The 16,717-nt window shown below is 36.5% G+C and carries 18 protein-coding genes; 13 read left to right on the top strand and 5 right to left on the bottom strand.

From position 1 onward, the window contains the following. Positions 1 to 383: 383 nt before the first annotated feature. The 9 genes from K5G00_RS06900 (at position 384) to K5G00_RS06860 (ending at position 8,430) form a co-directional block, all read left to right on the top strand. Positions 384 to 1,037 carry a redox-sensing transcriptional repressor Rex gene (locus K5G00_RS06900; RefSeq protein WP_238765401.1) on the top strand — a complete coding sequence of 218 codons (654 nt, stop codon included), beginning with the start codon at positions 384 to 386 and terminating at the stop codon, positions 1,035 to 1,037. Positions 1,038 to 1,055: 18 nt separating this feature from the next. Then, positions 1,056 to 1,244, top strand: coding sequence for a hypothetical protein (locus K5G00_RS06895; protein ID WP_238765400.1), 189 nt, complete (start codon positions 1,056 to 1,058; stop codon positions 1,242 to 1,244). 435 nt (positions 1,245 to 1,679) lie between these two features. Then, positions 1,680 to 3,032, top strand: a complete 1,353-nt coding sequence (locus K5G00_RS06890; protein WP_238765399.1) for a sigma-54-dependent transcriptional regulator — start codon at positions 1,680 to 1,682, stop codon at positions 3,030 to 3,032. 220 nt (positions 3,033 to 3,252) lie between these two features. Then, entirely contained in the window at positions 3,253 to 4,761 is a 1,509-nt protein-coding gene (locus K5G00_RS06885) for a BON domain-containing protein (protein ID WP_238765398.1), read from the top strand. 74 nt (positions 4,762 to 4,835) lie between these two features. Then, complete coding sequence (locus K5G00_RS06880) at positions 4,836 to 5,033, top strand: hypothetical protein (protein WP_238765397.1); 198 nt, start codon at positions 4,836 to 4,838, stop codon at positions 5,031 to 5,033. A gap of 13 nt (positions 5,034 to 5,046) precedes the next feature. Next, positions 5,047 to 7,143, top strand: coding sequence for a copper-translocating P-type ATPase (locus K5G00_RS06875; RefSeq protein WP_238765396.1), 2,097 nt, complete (start codon positions 5,047 to 5,049; stop codon positions 7,141 to 7,143). A gap of 33 nt (positions 7,144 to 7,176) precedes the next feature. Continuing rightward, complete coding sequence (locus tag K5G00_RS06870) at positions 7,177 to 7,566, top strand: DUF302 domain-containing protein (RefSeq protein WP_158863614.1); 390 nt, start codon at positions 7,177 to 7,179, stop codon at positions 7,564 to 7,566. Positions 7,567 to 7,614: 48 nt separating this feature from the next. Then, complete coding sequence (locus K5G00_RS06865; RefSeq protein ID WP_238765395.1) at positions 7,615 to 8,043, top strand: OsmC family protein; 429 nt, start codon at positions 7,615 to 7,617, stop codon at positions 8,041 to 8,043. Positions 8,044 to 8,073: 30 nt separating this feature from the next. Continuing rightward, positions 8,074 to 8,430 carry a SpoIIAA family protein gene (locus K5G00_RS06860; RefSeq protein ID WP_238765394.1) on the top strand — a complete coding sequence of 119 codons (357 nt, stop codon included), beginning with the start codon at positions 8,074 to 8,076 and terminating at the stop codon, positions 8,428 to 8,430. An 86-nt stretch (positions 8,431 to 8,516) separates the two neighbouring features. Here K5G00_RS06860 and K5G00_RS06855 read toward each other — a convergent pair whose 3' ends face one another. Further along, positions 8,517 to 9,623, bottom strand: coding sequence for an App1 family protein (locus K5G00_RS06855; RefSeq protein WP_238765393.1), 1,107 nt, complete (start codon positions 9,621 to 9,623; stop codon positions 8,517 to 8,519). A 67-nt stretch (positions 9,624 to 9,690) separates the two neighbouring features. Between K5G00_RS06855 and K5G00_RS06850 the strand changes: the two genes are divergently transcribed. Both K5G00_RS06850 and K5G00_RS06845 read left to right on the top strand, forming a co-directional pair. After that, on the top strand, positions 9,691 to 10,587 hold the full coding sequence (locus K5G00_RS06850; RefSeq protein WP_238765392.1) for a diacylglycerol/lipid kinase family protein: 897 nt from the start codon (positions 9,691 to 9,693) through the stop codon (positions 10,585 to 10,587). A gap of 193 nt (positions 10,588 to 10,780) precedes the next feature. After that, positions 10,781 to 12,196 carry an NAD-dependent succinate-semialdehyde dehydrogenase gene (locus K5G00_RS06845; protein ID WP_238765391.1) on the top strand — a complete coding sequence of 472 codons (1,416 nt, stop codon included), beginning with the start codon at positions 10,781 to 10,783 and terminating at the stop codon, positions 12,194 to 12,196. Positions 12,197 to 12,275: 79 nt separating this feature from the next. Here the strand turns inward: K5G00_RS06845 and K5G00_RS06840 are convergent, their stop codons facing one another. After that, complete coding sequence (locus K5G00_RS06840; RefSeq protein ID WP_238765390.1) at positions 12,276 to 12,977, bottom strand: energy transducer TonB; 702 nt, start codon at positions 12,975 to 12,977, stop codon at positions 12,276 to 12,278. Between the two features lie 50 nt (positions 12,978 to 13,027). After that, positions 13,028 to 13,426: a hypothetical protein gene (locus K5G00_RS06835; protein WP_238765389.1), complete on the bottom strand. Its 399-nt coding sequence runs from the start codon at positions 13,424 to 13,426 to the stop codon at positions 13,028 to 13,030. A 465-nt stretch (positions 13,427 to 13,891) separates the two neighbouring features. On the opposite strand from K5G00_RS06835, the gene K5G00_RS06830 reads away from it, so the two are divergent. Together K5G00_RS06830 and K5G00_RS06825 are read left to right on the top strand one after the other, a co-directional pair. Continuing rightward, complete coding sequence (locus K5G00_RS06830) at positions 13,892 to 14,407, top strand: HdeD family acid-resistance protein (RefSeq protein ID WP_238765388.1); 516 nt, start codon at positions 13,892 to 13,894, stop codon at positions 14,405 to 14,407. A gap of 59 nt (positions 14,408 to 14,466) precedes the next feature. Continuing rightward, complete coding sequence (locus K5G00_RS06825; RefSeq protein WP_238765387.1) at positions 14,467 to 15,174, top strand: SDR family NAD(P)-dependent oxidoreductase; 708 nt, start codon at positions 14,467 to 14,469, stop codon at positions 15,172 to 15,174. A 57-nt stretch (positions 15,175 to 15,231) separates the two neighbouring features. Here K5G00_RS06825 and K5G00_RS06820 read toward each other — a convergent pair whose 3' ends face one another. Together K5G00_RS06820 and K5G00_RS06815 are read right to left on the bottom strand one after the other, a co-directional pair. After that, the gene (locus K5G00_RS06820; RefSeq protein WP_238765386.1) at positions 15,232 to 15,831 is read right to left on the bottom strand and encodes a superoxide dismutase family protein; all 600 of its coding nucleotides are present in this window, start codon (positions 15,829 to 15,831) and stop codon (positions 15,232 to 15,234) included. Between the two features lie 48 nt (positions 15,832 to 15,879). Continuing rightward, entirely contained in the window at positions 15,880 to 16,629 is a 750-nt protein-coding gene (locus K5G00_RS06815; RefSeq protein WP_238765385.1) for a PRC-barrel domain-containing protein, read from the bottom strand. Positions 16,630 to 16,717 lie beyond the last annotated feature (88 nt).

Here is a 16,717-nt window from a genome sequence, read left to right as displayed (position 1 = left end):
TAATTTTCAAAAGAAACACATGCTTGTTTGAATTGTTTTTATAATCGATTGTAATAATTTGTTCCCTAAAATTAAGGGTTTTCTTTTTTTTTGTGGCAATTAATAGTCAAATTTATTTTGACTCAGGAAGTATTTTGGGAACAAATCTATATCATTTTGATAAAAACAGCATTTTACATTATTTATAATTTTTAGTTTAATGACAATTGCACTATCATTAATCTTTTGTAATGTGAACTTTGCAATCTTGAATTTTTAATTTTTTTTTGTTTGTGTATCTTAAATTTCAGTTAACAAAACAATGAAATTAAAATAAAGAATTATTTCTTTATATGTTTGTGTTTATATTTGATAGTGAAAAATACAAATTGAAGTTGTAATAGATGAACGAAACAGGAAAATACAAAATGAAACGGAAAGTGCCGGAACCAACATTAAAAAGGTTGCCCGGTTATTTGTATTACCTGGACAAAGTTAAAGAGCAGGGAATCATCAATATTTCAGCTCCGATGATTGGAAAAGATTTAAAGTGTGATCCTACTCAGGTAGTAAAAGATCTGGCTGTTACCGGTATAAAAGGAAAGCCAAGGGTTGGTTATAATACCTATGAATTAATTCACGCACTTGAGGATTATCTTGGGTTTAACCGTACAAATGAAGCTTTTATTGTCGGGGCTGGTAATTTAGGATCCGCCTTAATGGCTTATCAGGAACACCAGTCTTTAGGACTAAAAATTATTGCGGCTTTTGATGTTGACGAGAAGAAGATTGGGACACATGTTGGGAGGATTCATATACTGGAATACAATAAGTTGTTTAGTCTTTCAAACCGTTTGGATGTGAAGATTGGAATACTTACCACACCCAATAGCGTTGCCCAGGATGTGGCAGAAGATCTGGTGAACTGCGGCATCAAAGCTATCTGGAATTTTACATCGGCTATTTTACATTTGCCCGATGATATAATTGTTCAGAGTACATCGATGAGTTCTTATGCTGCCGTTTTGCTGAGACGGCTGAATGATTCTGAAAAATAAATTAAAAACAAGGAAATCATGAAAAGAGAAATTAAAATTTTGAAAGTTGTAAACTGTTTATTAAAGAAAATTTTCTCTAATAAAGAAAAAACTGACTTTTATCATGAGTGTGAAGAGGTGCTGAAAAGTACAACAGTAGAGAATGAAACGGAGGTTGAAGAGTACCTGAAAAACTATCAGGCAACTACACGCTGGCAAACCGTTTGAGCCCTATTTTGCAATGAAAATAAGTTTGTTGGATTATTGTTAAATATTTAACTTTTAAATATTCAAAGTAAAAATTCACGTTAAAGCATTTGTTTGGAATCGCATGTCAGGAGATATAAATTGTAAGGTTTCAAACAAGAGGTAAGAATGATAACACAATCCGCTAAATGTTAATCCCGACCTGTTTATTTTCTACAACACAAAACGGCTGCCTGCCTGATTATTAAGATAGTTCTGGTTAATTCCCAAGAGTAAGTTAATTTCCGAAGGCATTTTTTTGTTAAACATATTGACGAATAATAACGTTTTTATTTCTGTAACTGTGCGATGTTGGTACAGCGCAAGTTGGGTTATTATTTTTTTGTTAGATAACATATGTTTATTTTTTGATAAATCCGTAAATTTCAATAGTTATTTGGATAAATACCGATAAATATGAAAAAAGTACTTGTAATAGACGATGATACATTTATGTGCGACTTAATAGTAAATCACCTTAAACAAAACAATTTTGAGGCAAAGGGTACTTATACAGGAAGAAACGGTATCAAACTGATTGAAAAAAATAATTTTGATATTGTTTTATGCGACTATCGTCTTCCCAACACCGACGGGTTTAAAATTTTACAGGAACTAAAATCCAAAAAGCCACTACTTCCGGTTATTATTATGACAGCTTATGCCGAGGTGCGTATGGCTGTAAAGTTGATAAAGTCGGGAGCTTATGATTATATAACGAAGCCGGTCCAGCCGGAAGAACTTTTGCGGATTATAAATAAGGCTCTGGAATCTACCGACGAAAGAGAAACCTCCAATTCATTCAGAGAAAAATTTATTACCGGAAACAGCAAAGCAATTCAGGGTGTAATGCAACATGTAAAAGTTGTTGCTCCAACGGACCTGACTGTTTTGATTGAAGGAGAGACGGGCTCAGGAAAAGAATATGTTGCCAAAGCAATTCATTATGCAAGCAAGCGCAGTAAAAAGCCTTTTGTGGCGGTTGATTGCGGAGCTATTCCAAAAGACCTTGCAAACAGTGAACTTTTCGGACATATAAAAGGAGCATTTACCGGAGCGATTAATAACAAAGTTGGTTATTTTGAGCGGGCAAAAGGTGGTACACTTTTTCTTGATGAGGTTGGGAATCTTTCTTATGAGAATCAGGTTAAATTACTGCGTGCTTTACAGGAAAGATTTATAAATAAAGTAGGTGACAACAAGGTAATTAAAGTTGATGTGAGAGTGATTACCGCATCAAATGATGATTTGTTAAAACTGGTTGATACCAATGAATTCAGAGAGGATTTGTATCATCGATTGAACGGATTTAAAATACATCTTCCACCCTTGCGCGAACGCGGGGACGATATGTTGGAATTTGCTTCTTTTTTTATTGCTCAGGCAAATAGGGCTTTCGAAAAATCGGTTGAGGGAATTGATGAGGATGCAAAAAAGCTGATGTTTAAATACAACTGGCACGGTAACATTCGCGAGCTTCAAAATGTTGTAAATCGAGCAGTGTTGTTATCAAAGAGCAATGTTATTCAGGCTGATGTCTTACCTGATGAGATAAGGTTTAATAACCTCCAATCGGGAGGGAGGCAAAACAATTATAATGGTCACCGCGATGTGAAAGAGTTAAAAGAGGCGACACTTATCACAGAAAAAGAGGTGATAACCAATGCATTGATCGAATCAAATTATAATAAATCAAAAGCAGCTAAAATTCTTAATATCGACCGGAAAACATTGTATAATAAAATAAATCAGTATGATATTGATTTTTAGTTTTTTACAGAACGAAACTATATTATTTGTTTTTGTCGGTTTGAATGTGGATTAAGCTCTCACTTGTGGAAACATTCAACATCAATTATCTGCTAAACAATTTTATAAAGGTCTCCATACACCATTATCAGTGCTCTTTCTAAATGCAGGAAAAAATGGCATAGGATTTTCATCTTCTTAAAACATAATATTTTGTTGAACCCAAAAAGTAGGAGGATGTATGAAATTAAGAAGAATGAAAGTTGCACAAACTGTATTACTTACAGGATTGTTGCTGTTTTTTACTTCTGCTAATCTCCTTGCACAAAATGGACCAACAGATAGTGAGATTAGTATAGCAGTAGAAAACGAGTTAATGTTTAATGCCACAACACCGGCATATTTAATTAAATCAGAAAGTCAAAATGGAATTGTAACACTGACAGGCTCGGTGGATAATTTACTGGAAAAAGACAGGGCAGTTAAAATTGCCAAAACTGTAAAGGGAGTTCGTGGTGTTGTTGACAAAATAAAAGTTGACGCACCAGATGTTTCTGATATTACTTTACAGAAGAAAGTTGATGAAGCACTGCTTAATGATCCTGCAACGGATTCGAATGAAATTGATGTAACTGTGAATAATGGAGTCGTAAATCTGGAGGGAACGGTTGAATCGTGGCAGGAAAAGAAACTTTCCGAATTTGTAGCCAAAGGAGTAAGAGGTGCTAAAAAGGTTGAAAGTAATGTAGGCGTTGTATATCGTACAATACGACCCGATTATGAAATAGAGGAAGACATTGAAGGCACCTTGGAAAATGATATTCGGGTTGATAACGCATTGATTGATGTGGAAGTAAACAACGGATATGTTAGTTTATCCGGAATTGTAGGTAGCACCAGCGAGCAAAGTCTGGCCATAGCTGATGCCTGGGTCACGGGAGTAAAAATGGTAAATGGTAACGAGCTTGACATTAAACAGTGGGCCAGAGACGAGAATCTGCGTAAAGATAAATACGCAACCCGTTCTGATGCGGAAGTTAAAGAAGCTGTCGAAGATGCCTTTGTTTACGACCCAAGAGTATACTCTTTTAATCCGGAGATCAGGGTAAATGCGGGTGTTGTAACCTTAACGGGCGAGGTCAGTAATTTAAAAGCCAAACGAGCAGCGGAGCAAGATGCGAAGAATGTTGTTGGCGTTTTGGGGGTAAATAACCATTTGATTGTCGTGCCTGAATTTATTCCGGAAGATACAAAACTGGAAGCTGATGTGACAGAGGCCTTCAAAAGAGATCCTATTGTAGAAAAATGGGAACTCGATGTGAACGCCAGCAATGGAATGTTGTATTTAAACGGAACAGTTGATTCATATTTCGAAAAGGCACAGGCCGAAGATGTTGCATCAAAGGTGAAAGGTGTAATTGATGTAAGAAACAATTTAAAGGTAAACGATTTGAATGATGTGCGTTATTCCGACTATTACGGGTGGAATACTTATTATCCACCTTATCATATTGATATCGAAGAAGCAAAAAAGTCGGATATTCAGATAGAAAAAGATATTCAAAGCCAGTTATGGTGGTCGCCTTATGTTAATGAAGATGAGGTGGACGTTACCGTAGAAGATGGTACAGCAATTTTAGAAGGTACGGTTGATACGCGCCGTGAGAAATTGTTTGCTGAGATTAACGCCATTGAAGGCGGTGCCGAAGATGTTGAAAACGATTTGATTGTATTATATAATACGCCGTAGGAACAAATAAAATTAAAAAGCTTGGTGGATTTCTGCCAGGCTTTTAAAGTTTTAAATCAACAAAAATAAAAGAAATGAAACCGAATTCAGTCGTAAACAGAAACTGGGCAAAAAAAGAAGGGCAGTTGCAGTATTATTATCGGTGGTTAAATCCGGGAGATTTGAGCAACAGCAATATTGATGAGGACGAATTTCTGAATAATCTTCAGTTAAAAACCGGAAAAAAACGTAAACAACTGCCTGACGAACTCAATACAATTATTCAGGCATAATTCTATAAAAAGAATGCACAATCATAATCATCAAAATAGTGAGCCGGCTCACTCAACTAAAAAGCGAAGTGGTGGGCATAAACAGCACGACAACAGTGCTTCACAGCACCATGAGCATGAATCACATAAAAATCATGGACACAAGCACCACGACCACACGGAACATCACCGGCATATGATAAAAGATTTTAGAAAACGGTTTTGGATTTCGTTGGGCCTAACACTTCCCATTCTTGTCCTATCTCCGTTTATTCAAAACCTGTTGAACTACAATTTCGAATTTGATTTTTCAAAATACCTGCTTTTTGTACTGTCAGCATTTATCTATTTCTACGGTGGCTGGCCATTTATTACCGGACTGGCAGAAGAATTCAAAAAAAGACAGCCTGGAATGATGACGTTGATTGCAATAGCCATTTCCGTAGCATTTGGATACAGTACTGCAACAACTTTTGGTGTTGAAGGCGATTCTTTTTTCTGGGAGCTTGCATCATTAATTGATATCATGTTGGTGGGCCACTGGATCGAGATGAAATCGGTAGTAAACGCTTCGGGAGCATTGAAGAGCCTGGTTGAGTTGATGCCTTCTGAGGCTCACCTTTTAAAAAATGGCGATTCAGAAGATATAAAAGTGAGCAGGTTGAAATCGGGGGATTTGGTTTTGGTACGCCCGGGGGAAAAGATTCCGGTGGATGGTATCATTGAAGAAGGTGAAAGTAATATCAATGAATCGATGGTAACGGGCGAATCAAAACCTGTAAAGAAAAATAGAGGCGATAAAGTTATTGGTGGAACTATCAACGGAAAAAGCTCTGTAAAAGTAAAAGTAAAAGGAGTAGGAGAGGATGCGTATTTAAATAAAGTAATTAAAATGGTAAGGGAGGCACAGAATAAAAAGTCAAAGTCTCAATATCTGGCTGATAAAGTTGCATTTTGGTTAACCATTGCCGCGCTTGTTATTGGTTTTGGAACATTAACTACCTGGCTCCTTATTGGAAAACCATTTGTTTTCGCATTGGAAAGAATGGCCAGTGTAATGGTAATAACTTGTCCACATGCTTTGGGTTTGGCAGTACCACTTGTAGTTGCTATTTCTACTTCTGTTTCGGCAAAGCGAGGCTTGTTAATCAGAAACCGGACGGCTTTTGAAAATGCAAGAAAAATTTCAGTGGTGGTCTTTGATAAAACGGGAACATTAACAAAGGGAAATTTTGGAGTTACGAGGTTTGGCAGTTTTTCAAAAAAGACAGAAGACAAAGAAGTTATAAAGTTGGCGGCGTCACTCGAATCGCAATCGGAACATCCGCTGGCAGAAGGAATCTTAAGAAAAGCCAGAGAAGAAAAGCTGAACTGGGATAAAGCTGAAAACTTCGAAAGTATTTCAGGTAAGGGCATTAAAGGGGAAGTTGCAGGAGAAAAGGTAAAAGTGGTAAGCCCCGGATATTTAAAAGAAAATAATATAAAAATTCCGGAAGGAGATTTTAAAGACGCACAGGAAACAGTGGTTTTTATTTTGAAAAATGAAAAACCGGTAGGATTTGTTGCTCTCGCTGACGAAATAAGAGATGAAGCATTTGAAGCTGTTAAAATGTTAAAAGATAATGGCTTAAAGCTGGTGATGATGACGGGTGACAATGAAAAGGTGGCCAAAAGCGTAAGTGAAAAACTTGGACTCAATGATTTTTACGCAGAACTTTTGCCCGACCAAAAATTGGAGAAAATTAAGGAATTACAGAAAAATGGAGAATTTATATGTATGACAGGTGACGGTATTAATGATGCTCCGGCTCTTGCCTCTGCAGATGTTGGTATTGCCGTTGGATCAGGAACCGATGTTGCCGCCGAAACAGCAGATATTATTCTTGTAAACAGTAATCCCAGGGACATCGCATCGTTGATTGTTTTTGGACAGGAGACTTACAAAAAGATGATCCAGAATTTCATTTGGGCAACCGGGTATAACATAGTGGCTATTCCTTTGGCTGCAGGTGTTTTAATCAGTGCGGGAATAATGATTAGCCCGGCTTTGGGCGCCGTTTTAATGAGTTTCAGTACTGTAATTGTTGCTATTAATGCACAGCTGTTAAAGAAGAAAATGAGAACAGCTTAAAAAGCAAAGTTATTTTCACTTAAAAATATTCTTATGAAATATTATATAGAAAAGGTGTTGAATGCAGATTTTGAGACAGCGGTTTCTTCTGCAAAAAATGAATTAAAAAAAGAAGGTTTTGGTATTCTGACCGAAATCAACATTGACGAAAAGTTCAAGGAAAAGTTGGGAGTTGAAAATTATAATAAATACAGGATTCTGGGGGCCTGCAACCCTGCTCTTGCCTACGATGCATTGGAAATGGAAGACAAGATTGGCACGATGTTACCTTGCAACGTCATCGTAAAAGAAATGTCCCCGGACAAGACTGAAGTAGCAGCAATCAGTCCAATTGCATCGATGCAGGCAGTTCAAAACGATGACCTTAAAAGTTTTGCAAGATTGGTGAATCTAAAGCTTGAAAAAGCAATTGCCGCATTATAAATTTTATCCCCGAAATAAATAAGAAAGTTTAATTTAAATTATACAGATATGAAAACAAATAAAGCTCATGCCAATTGGCAAGGAAATTTAAAAAAAGGCATTGGAACAGTAAAACTTAATGAGTCAGGAAAAGAGTTTGCGTATAATTTTTCATCAAGATTTGAAGATGGGAAAGGTACAAATCCTGAAGAACTGATAGCGGCAGCACATGCCGGTTGTTTTTCTATGGCATTTTCAGGCTTGCTTACCGAAGAAGGTTACGAAGCCAAATCGATTGACACAACCGCGAAAGTGACCATTGAGAAAGCGGACAGTGGTTTTAAAATAAGTAAAAGTGAGTTGACAACGGAGGCGGTGGTGCCAGATATTGATAAAAATATTTTTAAAGAGCTGGCAGCAAAAGCAAAAGAAAATTGCCCCGTTTCACAAGCGCTTTCTTCTCTTGAAATTACACTTGAAGCAAGCCTTAAAGAATAGATAGTTTAGTGAACTGTAAAATCAACTTTTATGTTCCAGGTTTTAGATATTACTCAAAAAGATTTGATTGCCATCAAGGTGGATGGCAACATTACAAAAAATGATTACGACAAAATTACGCCGCTTATCGAAAAATCGGTAGAAAAATTTGGCAAAATAAAGTTTTACGTCCAGTTGGATAATGTAAAAAGTATCACACCCACTGCATTCCGGGAAGATTTAAAAACATACGTAAAGCATTTCGACGACATTGATAAGATAGCTGTTGTCGGCGAAAATGCATGGCAAAAATTGTGGTCAAACCTGGCAACTCCGTTTGTTTCAGGAGCGGTAGAATATTTTTCTCACGAGGATATTACTGAAGCCAGGAACTGGATAATTGATTAAACCGGAATTGCACGAATGAAATAAAGGGTATTTGAAACAAAACAGTTGCTTTGAAATTGGTTTGTTTTATACCCTTTTTGTCTGTTTTAGTTTTTGATTTCTGACGGTACCCCCGCATTTATTAAACCGTTTTTTGAAGCGTGCCGGGCGGCCTGAATCGTGTCCTTTACTTCGGTATAAAGCGTTTGTACCTCCAGTAACTTTTCGTCGAGGTTTTCCTGTTTTTCGGCAAAACTTTTCGACCTGATCCTTCTGATATAAATGGCTTCAATCCGACCGGGAAACTCAAATGCAATTTTTGAATAAATGGATGGATCCTGCTGACCGCTGTCGCCAATAAGAATAAATTTTTGTTGCGGGTAAAATTTTAGCAACGCCTTTATTTTTTTATACTTGTGGTCATGATTTCCTCCTCCTGATTTCCAAAATTTATAGATACTGTTGTTTAGTTTTCGCAACAAAAAAACCCCTTTGGGAAGTTTGTTAAAACTGAAAAAATCTTCGAGGAGGTCGTACAAATTCCATTCGCTGCTGGAAACATAAAAAAAGGGATTGTTTTCCTGTTTTTCTTTTCCATGGTTGAGCGATTGGTAAAATTGAGCTACGCCAGGAAATGGCAGACGGGTAAGAGCGTTTTTTAACAGCATCAACCGCAATTTTCTCAGTGTTTGGGTGGAATGAGAGATCATTACAGTGTCATCAATATCCGAAACAATGATTCTTGACTGGTTTCCGGAAGTTATTCTGACCTCACCCGTTGTGTAAATTTGTGGTTGATTTTCCACAATTTGATCGAGTAGGCTGAGGTGCACAGTATGCCATTCTTTGGTAAGTAATTCATTTTTTTTATCAGGTAAATAGAAGTGAAAGGAAAAGAATCCCTTTTCATCAGTAGTTGCTATTTGTTTTTCATGCAGGAATTCCGCCTTTACCTTTACGCCGGGGATTTCGTCACTCGAAAAACGTTTAAAGGTTGCCAATATGTTTTGCCAAAGTTGCTGATTATCTTTTGGTTTGGTTAATCCTTTATCCTCTATTACCATACCTTCTATAAAAACGTCTGTTTCATTTCCGTAGCCTTTGTAGGGAAGAATCTTGGGTACATCTAACCATCCGGCTTTTTGTTTTAAAAATACTTTTAAGAATTTGAATGGCTTTTTTATTCCTCTAAAAACAGGTTTAAAATACTTCATGTTTTATGCTCAATTTCTTTGGTATAATTGATGTTACAAGTTTTAAGCCATCATAAAACAAAGAACATTGAAAAAGAAATCAAAACAAAAAATTTTATTTGTTATCAATCCCAAGTCGGGAAACAACCGGAAAGGAGATTATGAAACACAAATCTTAGATTTTGCCAAAACGGAAGGATTTGAGTATAAAATTTACAAAACAACGGGAGAAAACGATAGTAAAGATATCCGCGAGTTGCTGAATATTTACCGGCCTGATAAAGTTATTGCGTTTGGAGGAGATGGAACATTTAATATGGTAGCCGCAGAAATGATTGGCAAAAAAGCTGCACTTGGCATCATTCCGGGGGGATCTGCAAACGGACTGGCTTTTAACCTTGATATTCCAACGCGTTTTTTCGATGCTTTGGAAATAAGTATAAAGGGGCGCGGCGTGCCGATGGATGTTATCCGGGTGAATGACAAATATTATTGTTTCCATTTAAGCGATGTAGGAATAAATGCAAGAATTGTAAAACGTTTTGAAAAAGAGGATACAAGGGGAATGATCGGTTATGGGAAACAGCTTTTTAAAGAACTATTTTCACCTAAATCTTTTTTTTCATATAACATTGAAACAGGAGGAAGAAAAAAGAGGTTGAAGGCTGAAATGATTGTAATTGCAAATGCTCAGAGCTACGGAACAGGAGTAAAAATAAATCCGGCTGGAAATATTAGTGACGGAAAATTTGAAATTGTAACAATCAAACCTTACCCGTGGTGGTTTGTGTTTAATTTTATTTTTGCGGGTTTTACCGGTAATCTTCATCGTATGGAGTATGTAAAGGTTTATCGGTCAGAAAAGGCAAAAATAACGCTGGATAAAACTCAGGATTTTCAAATCGACGGTGAAGTAATCGGAAAAGTTAAAAACTTGAAACTGGAGATTATTCCGAATGCAATTCATGTTATTCGGGGTAGATAAATATTTTTACCTGTAGATTTTTTACACACATTTTTTGTTTAACGGAATTCTGAATGTTTCGTTTTTTTGCGTAATGTGTTAATTATTAATTTCTTATTAGTTTTTGTTTTGGTGTTTTGTCATCAGAAGTTTCGTGGAATAATTTTGGATATTCTATATGCCTGAAAAGAAATATTTAATTAAAAGTATAATAATGACATTAAAAAGTATAAATCCTTACACAGGAAAAGTGATTCAAGAGTTTGAAACGTTTTCAGATACTGAAATTAATGAGGCCCTGGAAAAATCGGATGAAGCATTTGATGAATGGAAAAGGACCACTTTTGAATACCGTAAGAAGCTGATGTTAAAGGTTGCAGATTTATTAAAGGAAAGTAACAGTTTACTTGCGCAAACCATTACAAAAGAAATGGGAAAAACAAAAGCAGAAGCAACAACTGAAATAGAAAAATGTGCTTGGGTATGCGAACATTATGCTGAAAATGCTGAATCGATGTTGCATCGTGAGGCTGTGGCTACAGACGCGCATATGGCTTTTGTACAGTTTGAACCACTGGGGACAATTCTGGGTGTAATGCCCTGGAACTTTCCCTTCTGGCAGGTTTTTCGTTTTGCTGCGCCAACATTAATGGCAGGCAATGTAATTGTATTGAAACATGCTTCTAATGTTCAGATTTCTGCCCGGGCTATCCAGGGTATTTTTGAAAAAGCAGGATTCCCTCCGGGTGTTTTTCAAAATTTAGTAATTGGTTCAGAGAAAGTAAAAGATATTGTTGAACACAAAGTTGTAAAAGCAATTTCTTTAACCGGGAGTGAACAGACCGGAGCGGAAGTAGCTCAATTGGCAGGGAAAAATATTAAAAAAACGGTTCTTGAGCTGGGAGGAAATAATTCTTTTATCGTACTTAAAGATGCAGAGATTGATAAAGCCGTTGAAATTGGGTTAAAAGCCCGTATGCAAAATGCCGGTCAGAGTTGCATTGCAGCAAAACGATTTATTGTTCATAAAAATATCAGTGAGGAATTTATTGAAAAATTCAGAAAGGCAATAAACAACTTGTCGTTTGGCGATCCGTTTAACATGCAGAGCGATATTGGCCCGCTTTCAAGTAAAAAACAAGCGGAAGTAGTAATTCAACAGGTGCGTAAATCGGTTGAAATGGGGGCAAAAGTTATTGCCGGTGATATGCCCGAAGGAGCCTTGTATCCACCAACTTTAGTAACTGGGGTAAAGCCCGGTATGCCACTTTTTGAAGAGGAAGTTTTTGGTCCGGTGGCGCCAATAATTATTGCACAAGATACAGAAGAGGCCATTTATTTAAGTAATCTTTCAAATTATGGTCTGGGTGTTTCACTGTTTACCAATAACCTTGAGAGAGCAGAAGAGTTAATTCCTGAATTTGAGGACGGAGCTGTGTTTGTAAATGCTTTGGTAAAATCTCATCCTCGTTTGCCTTTTGGGGGGACTAAACAATCGGGCTACGGAAGAGAGCTTGCCTTAAATGGTATTCGCGAATTTGTAAATGTAAAAACAGTTTATATCGACAAATTTCAGGATATCAGAACAGATAAAAAAAGAACGGCGATTAGTATGGGAACACCTGGTTAGCAGGGTTTCTTTTCTCAAATCATAATTAAAAAAACGGATTGAAAATTCATTCAATCCGTTTTTTTGCTTGTTTTTATAACTACAATATCATTGTAGGTAAAAATGGACTTTTCTTTACATCAAATGTAACCGGAATAATAAGGAGTGAGGCTACTTCTTCATTCTCAACTTCACTCGGTTCCCAGTCTCCTGATGTTGCTTTAATAGCTTCTGCTGCTGCTTGTTCGAGTTTATCAACATGCATGTCTATTGGCGATTCCATGTTTGTACTTGTGGAAATAAAAGGAATTTCTCCATTTTCATCAACAACAAATTTTACAAAAACGGTTCCTTCAACACCCCAGTTTTTTGCTTCATCAGCATAATTCAGGTTACTTAAAATATCTGTTTTTAATGATTCCCAACCGTCTTCATATTCAGCTTGTTCGTCAACTGAATAAAAAACACCCATTCGGTTGGCTTTGTTTTTCATCCTGTTTTTATTGGTTTTCAGGTCAAACAGTACTATTTCAAGTCTTTTTCTGTCCAGATTATTATTAACCCCTTCCACTACCACGTTTTTAACTTTACCATCTTCTAAGCGGTAGGTGTAGGAAAAGGCAGGATAGTCTTTTACGATTTTGTAAATCTGGTTTAAATAATCCATGTTTTCGTCTTCCATTCTTTCTAAATCACTTATCATGTAATTGTTTTTGTGGTGCATGTGTTTTTGCGCCGAAGCTCCAAAGACGAAGAACATTGCAAATACAACTGCAAATAAACTTGTAATCGTTTTTTTCATTTTTAATTGTCTCATAACTTTTTCAAATTTTTGTGGTTATTAACTATTCACTATTTAAAAACAGAACCGGCTATTATGAGCATAAGCATTACAGCAAACAGGAACCAAAAAAAGGTTCCAAGTGTAATGGTTGCTTTTTTGTTTTCTGTTATTTCTTTTTTCTGCAGCTCCAATTCACTTTTTGTCTTTGGGCTGGGTGTCGTTGCTGCCAGTAGAAGTGCAATCAGCAATCCTACAGTCAGCGGAGGTACCCAATAAATATGGTTGAAAAATATAGGGCCTACCGGACCAACCCATGTGTCGGCAACAAATACCGACAGAAGTATAATGGCGAAAAAGGTCCAAAAACTTCCCCATGGGCCTCTCCTTTTTAATAACATTATAAAAAAGAGAGTTATAAAAAATGAAATTGAAACCAAATAAATGATACCCAAAAATAACCCATTCATGCTTAAATAATTTTTAACTTTATTTCTATATAAAAAGATGAAAATACTATGCCATGAATCGAGTATTTTTGATTGAAAGTAACCAAATTTGTTATGGAGCCAGAGGGCGATAAAAAGGATAATGAAATTTTTAAAATAAAGTGTTCCCTGACAAAATGAGATGGTTTTGTTTGTTGTTTATTGTTTTGATTGTGAGTGTTTTGTGTGTTTTTTTGGGGAGAGAATAAAAATAAAAACAAAGTAGTTTTATCATTTGTTCAAAACAAGCTGAGTCTGGTCTTCCGGAAGACTCGTGTTTTAAAGGATTGAACAGAGAATTCTTTATTAAAATCGCAGTGTGAGGAATTATGTAGAGTGACTGTAGAATTTCTTCGCAGGAAGAATTAAGGAATGTTCTTAAAGCAACACTTTTTAAATTGGTACAATTATTTCTAAACGATTTGTAAATAAATAAAATTGTAAAAGATGTTTAAACGTTATTTTATCAATATAAATGGCTTTTTAGCCATTGTTTTCGGACTGGTAGCCATCCTGTTTCCCGGGATAACTTTAGCTGCACTTGGAGTTTATTTTGCATTTACTATCCTGGTGGGCGGGATTGCAACAGTTGCCGGCGCTGTTCGTTTAAGAAAAAATAATTCGCGTTGGTATTTGTTGTTGCCGGAAGGTATAATCGGACTTTTACTGGGAGTGTTGATTTTGTCAAAACCGGAGTTGGTTGCCACTCTTTTGGTCGCTATTATCGGTATTTGGGCTTTGGTAATCGGAGCAATTTTAATGTTTTCTTTTTTTAGAAACAGAAATGCAGGTTTTACAAATACAATTATGTTACTCGTAGGAATATTGTCGGTTGTTACCGGAGGGATTATCGTTCTTAATCCTTTTGAGAGTACACGTATGATTACGGTTTTAATAGGTATCTATGCGTTGATATACGGATTGTTTTCAATTATAAATACTTCAAAATTTCGTCAGAATTAGCTTTTCTGCAGCGCGGTTTGTTGATTCCCTTTTGAAAAAAATGAACAAAAAAAATAATTATGAATATTCTAATAACAGGTACCAGTTCAGGATTAGGTTTTGGATTTGCAAAATATTATCTTGAAAATGGGAACACGGTTTTCGGCATCAGCAGGAAAATAAATGAGGGATTAGACTCGAACGAAAATTTTCATTTTTTGAGTCAGGATGTGACTGATTTTGAACGTTTACCTCAAAATATTTTTTCTTTTCTACAGGAAGTAAAACAACTTGACCTCGTTATTTTAAATGCCGGAATGTTGAGTGAAATAAAAGATTTAAAAGAGACTCAGCTCAACGAGATACAGAAAGTGATGGATGTAAATGTGTGGGCCAATAAATTACTTATTGATGCTCTGACTGATGCGGTTAAAGAAATCAAACAAATTGTGGCTATTTCATCCGGAGCATCGGTAAGCGGTTCACGCGGATGGAATGCATATTCCCTGTCAAAAGCCACATTAAATATGCTGATAAATTTGTATGCCAAAGAGTTTCCCGATATTCATTTTTGTGCGCTTGCTCCCGGGTTAATCGATACAAAAATGCAGGATTATATTTATGGATTACCGGAGAATGAAAAATTTCCTACCATGAAAAGATTAAAAAGTGCAAAAGGGACAGAGCAAATGCCAACCCCTGAAAACGCAGCCGGAAATATTTCAAAGAAGATTGAGCGTTTAAAAAACTACGAGTCGGGTTTATTTCTCGACGTTCGTAAAATGTAAAAAAGAGAGACCGGTTGGCCTCTCTTTTTAGTATCGCTTTCTTTTTCTTTTATCAATTTATTCTGTGCCTGCTATTCCAATAACTCCGCAGGCGACTCTGGCACCGGCCGCTCCTGTGGGTTGAGACGTTAAATCGTCTTCTCCCGCGTGAACAATAATTCCTCTGCCAATAATTGAATGTTCACCATTTAGTTTAATCATTGTGTCATTCAATTCCAGATGTGCTTTTCCATCTTCACCTGCTTCAATATTTCCGAGGTCTCCAACATGTCTTTCCATGTCCGCCGGTCCGCCGTGGTCTTTATGGTCCGGATTAAAATGTCCTCCAGCTGATGTTCCGTCGGGTTTTGAACAATCGCCATATTCGTGTATATGAAAACCATGTTTTCCCGGAGTCAGACCTTCCAGATCGGCAACAACGTCAACTCCCGAGGTAGTTTTAGTGAATGTTACTGTTCCTTTCACATCGTTGCCTTCGGTAGGATGCAGTACACAAATTGCTTTTGTAAAATTTGTTTCCGCATGCTTTTCTTCCAGCACCGGCTGTATTTCTTTTTCACTCTCCTGATTGTTTTTTGTACTGTTTGTACATGATTGTACTGACATAAAAAGAAGGGCTGTCAGTAGCCCGGTAAAGGGTAAACTTATCTTTTTCATAATGATGAATTTTAATGATATAACAATTCCTTTTTTATTGTTTCCTGTTTAGTGAATTACTTTTCTTCCGTAGAAATCATACAAGACTTTCTCAAACTCTGAGTTAATAGCCATTGAAGGATCATATTCCGGAGCATCTTTAATGGTTTCTTTGGGCAAATCAATTACTGCTTGCTGATGTTTATAACTAATTCTCTTTATCACCTCTATAGGTAAAAGAACTCTTTTGCTCCAGGGCACAATATTTATTGTGTCGACCACTACATAAACAATTTGCCATAAATCGTCGTCGATAATCAGATCGTGGATATGTCCAAATCGGTCATCAATGGATTTTATATTGTAGCTGCTTATTTCTTTGAAACTTCGTAAATGAGTTTCTTCTATTTCTTTGTCTACAATTTTTGTTGGAATTTGTAAAGGGCTCCGCGGATCATAAAGCGACGTAATTCCGTTGTGCACTGTCATGTTTACCGGCCAGTAGGGTTTTAGGTCGTAATGTTTAGCCAGTTCCTTTTCATAAGTACGCGAAACAGGTAGGTCAAATTCCAAATCAGGCGAATTCTCTATTTTCTTAACCGTTAGATCAACCGTAAAATGTTTGTTTTCCCAATGAGGTTCCTTTAAATGATTTCGGGGAATAAGCACCCGTTTCTCGGAAAAAAAATTTCCTAATTCAGCTTCCAGATAACGAATTATCCATGTTTCGTCATCAAACAAAAAATCATTTACTTTTCCCTTTTGCCCATCAATAGCTTGTATTGTATATCCTAATAATTCTTTAATACTGCGTTTCATAACTTTATATTTTTCTCAGTAATTATTAGTGATAAAAATGTGCCAGAACACGGATGCCTGCTTTTTATATCTTGCTTTAGGGCTGAAT

The organism is Maribellus maritimus, assembly GCF_022267315.1.
Taxonomy (GTDB): Bacteria; Bacteroidota; Bacteroidia; order Bacteroidales; family Prolixibacteraceae; genus Draconibacterium; species Draconibacterium maritimum.
This window is presented reverse-complemented; position numbering and strand designations above follow the sequence as displayed.

Excerpts from the sequence above, each read along its gene's own strand:
- K5G00_RS06895 (WP_238765400.1), top strand. The coding sequence starts at position 1,056 with ATGAAAAGAGAAATTAAAATTTTGAAAGTTGTAAACTGTTTATTAAAG.
- K5G00_RS06900 (WP_238765401.1), top strand. The coding sequence starts at position 384 with ATGAACGAAACAGGAAAATACAAAATGAAACGGAAAGTGCCGGAACCA.
- K5G00_RS06855 (WP_238765393.1), bottom strand. The coding sequence starts at position 9,623 with ATGAAGTATTTTAAACCTGTTTTTAGAGGAATAAAAAAGCCATTCAAA.
- K5G00_RS06860 (WP_238765394.1), top strand. The coding sequence starts at position 8,074 with ATGTTCCAGGTTTTAGATATTACTCAAAAAGATTTGATTGCCATCAAG.
- K5G00_RS06830 (WP_238765388.1), top strand. The coding sequence starts at position 13,892 with ATGTTTAAACGTTATTTTATCAATATAAATGGCTTTTTAGCCATTGTT.
- K5G00_RS06820 (WP_238765386.1), bottom strand. The coding sequence starts at position 15,831 with ATGAAAAAGATAAGTTTACCCTTTACCGGGCTACTGACAGCCCTTCTT.
- K5G00_RS06840 (WP_238765390.1), bottom strand. The coding sequence starts at position 12,977 with ATGAAAAAAACGATTACAAGTTTATTTGCAGTTGTATTTGCAATGTTC.
- K5G00_RS06890 (WP_238765399.1), top strand. The coding sequence starts at position 1,680 with ATGAAAAAAGTACTTGTAATAGACGATGATACATTTATGTGCGACTTA.
- K5G00_RS06880 (WP_238765397.1), top strand. The coding sequence starts at position 4,836 with ATGAAACCGAATTCAGTCGTAAACAGAAACTGGGCAAAAAAAGAAGGG.
- K5G00_RS06870 (WP_158863614.1), top strand. The coding sequence starts at position 7,177 with ATGAAATATTATATAGAAAAGGTGTTGAATGCAGATTTTGAGACAGCG.
- K5G00_RS06825 (WP_238765387.1), top strand. The coding sequence starts at position 14,467 with ATGAATATTCTAATAACAGGTACCAGTTCAGGATTAGGTTTTGGATTT.
- K5G00_RS06815 (WP_238765385.1), bottom strand. The coding sequence starts at position 16,629 with ATGAAACGCAGTATTAAAGAATTATTAGGATATACAATACAAGCTATT.
- K5G00_RS06835 (WP_238765389.1), bottom strand. The coding sequence starts at position 13,426 with ATGAATGGGTTATTTTTGGGTATCATTTATTTGGTTTCAATTTCATTT.
- K5G00_RS06885 (WP_238765398.1), top strand. The coding sequence starts at position 3,253 with ATGAAATTAAGAAGAATGAAAGTTGCACAAACTGTATTACTTACAGGA.
- K5G00_RS06875 (WP_238765396.1), top strand. The coding sequence starts at position 5,047 with ATGCACAATCATAATCATCAAAATAGTGAGCCGGCTCACTCAACTAAA.
- K5G00_RS06845 (WP_238765391.1), top strand. The coding sequence starts at position 10,781 with ATGACATTAAAAAGTATAAATCCTTACACAGGAAAAGTGATTCAAGAG.
- K5G00_RS06865 (WP_238765395.1), top strand. The coding sequence starts at position 7,615 with ATGAAAACAAATAAAGCTCATGCCAATTGGCAAGGAAATTTAAAAAAA.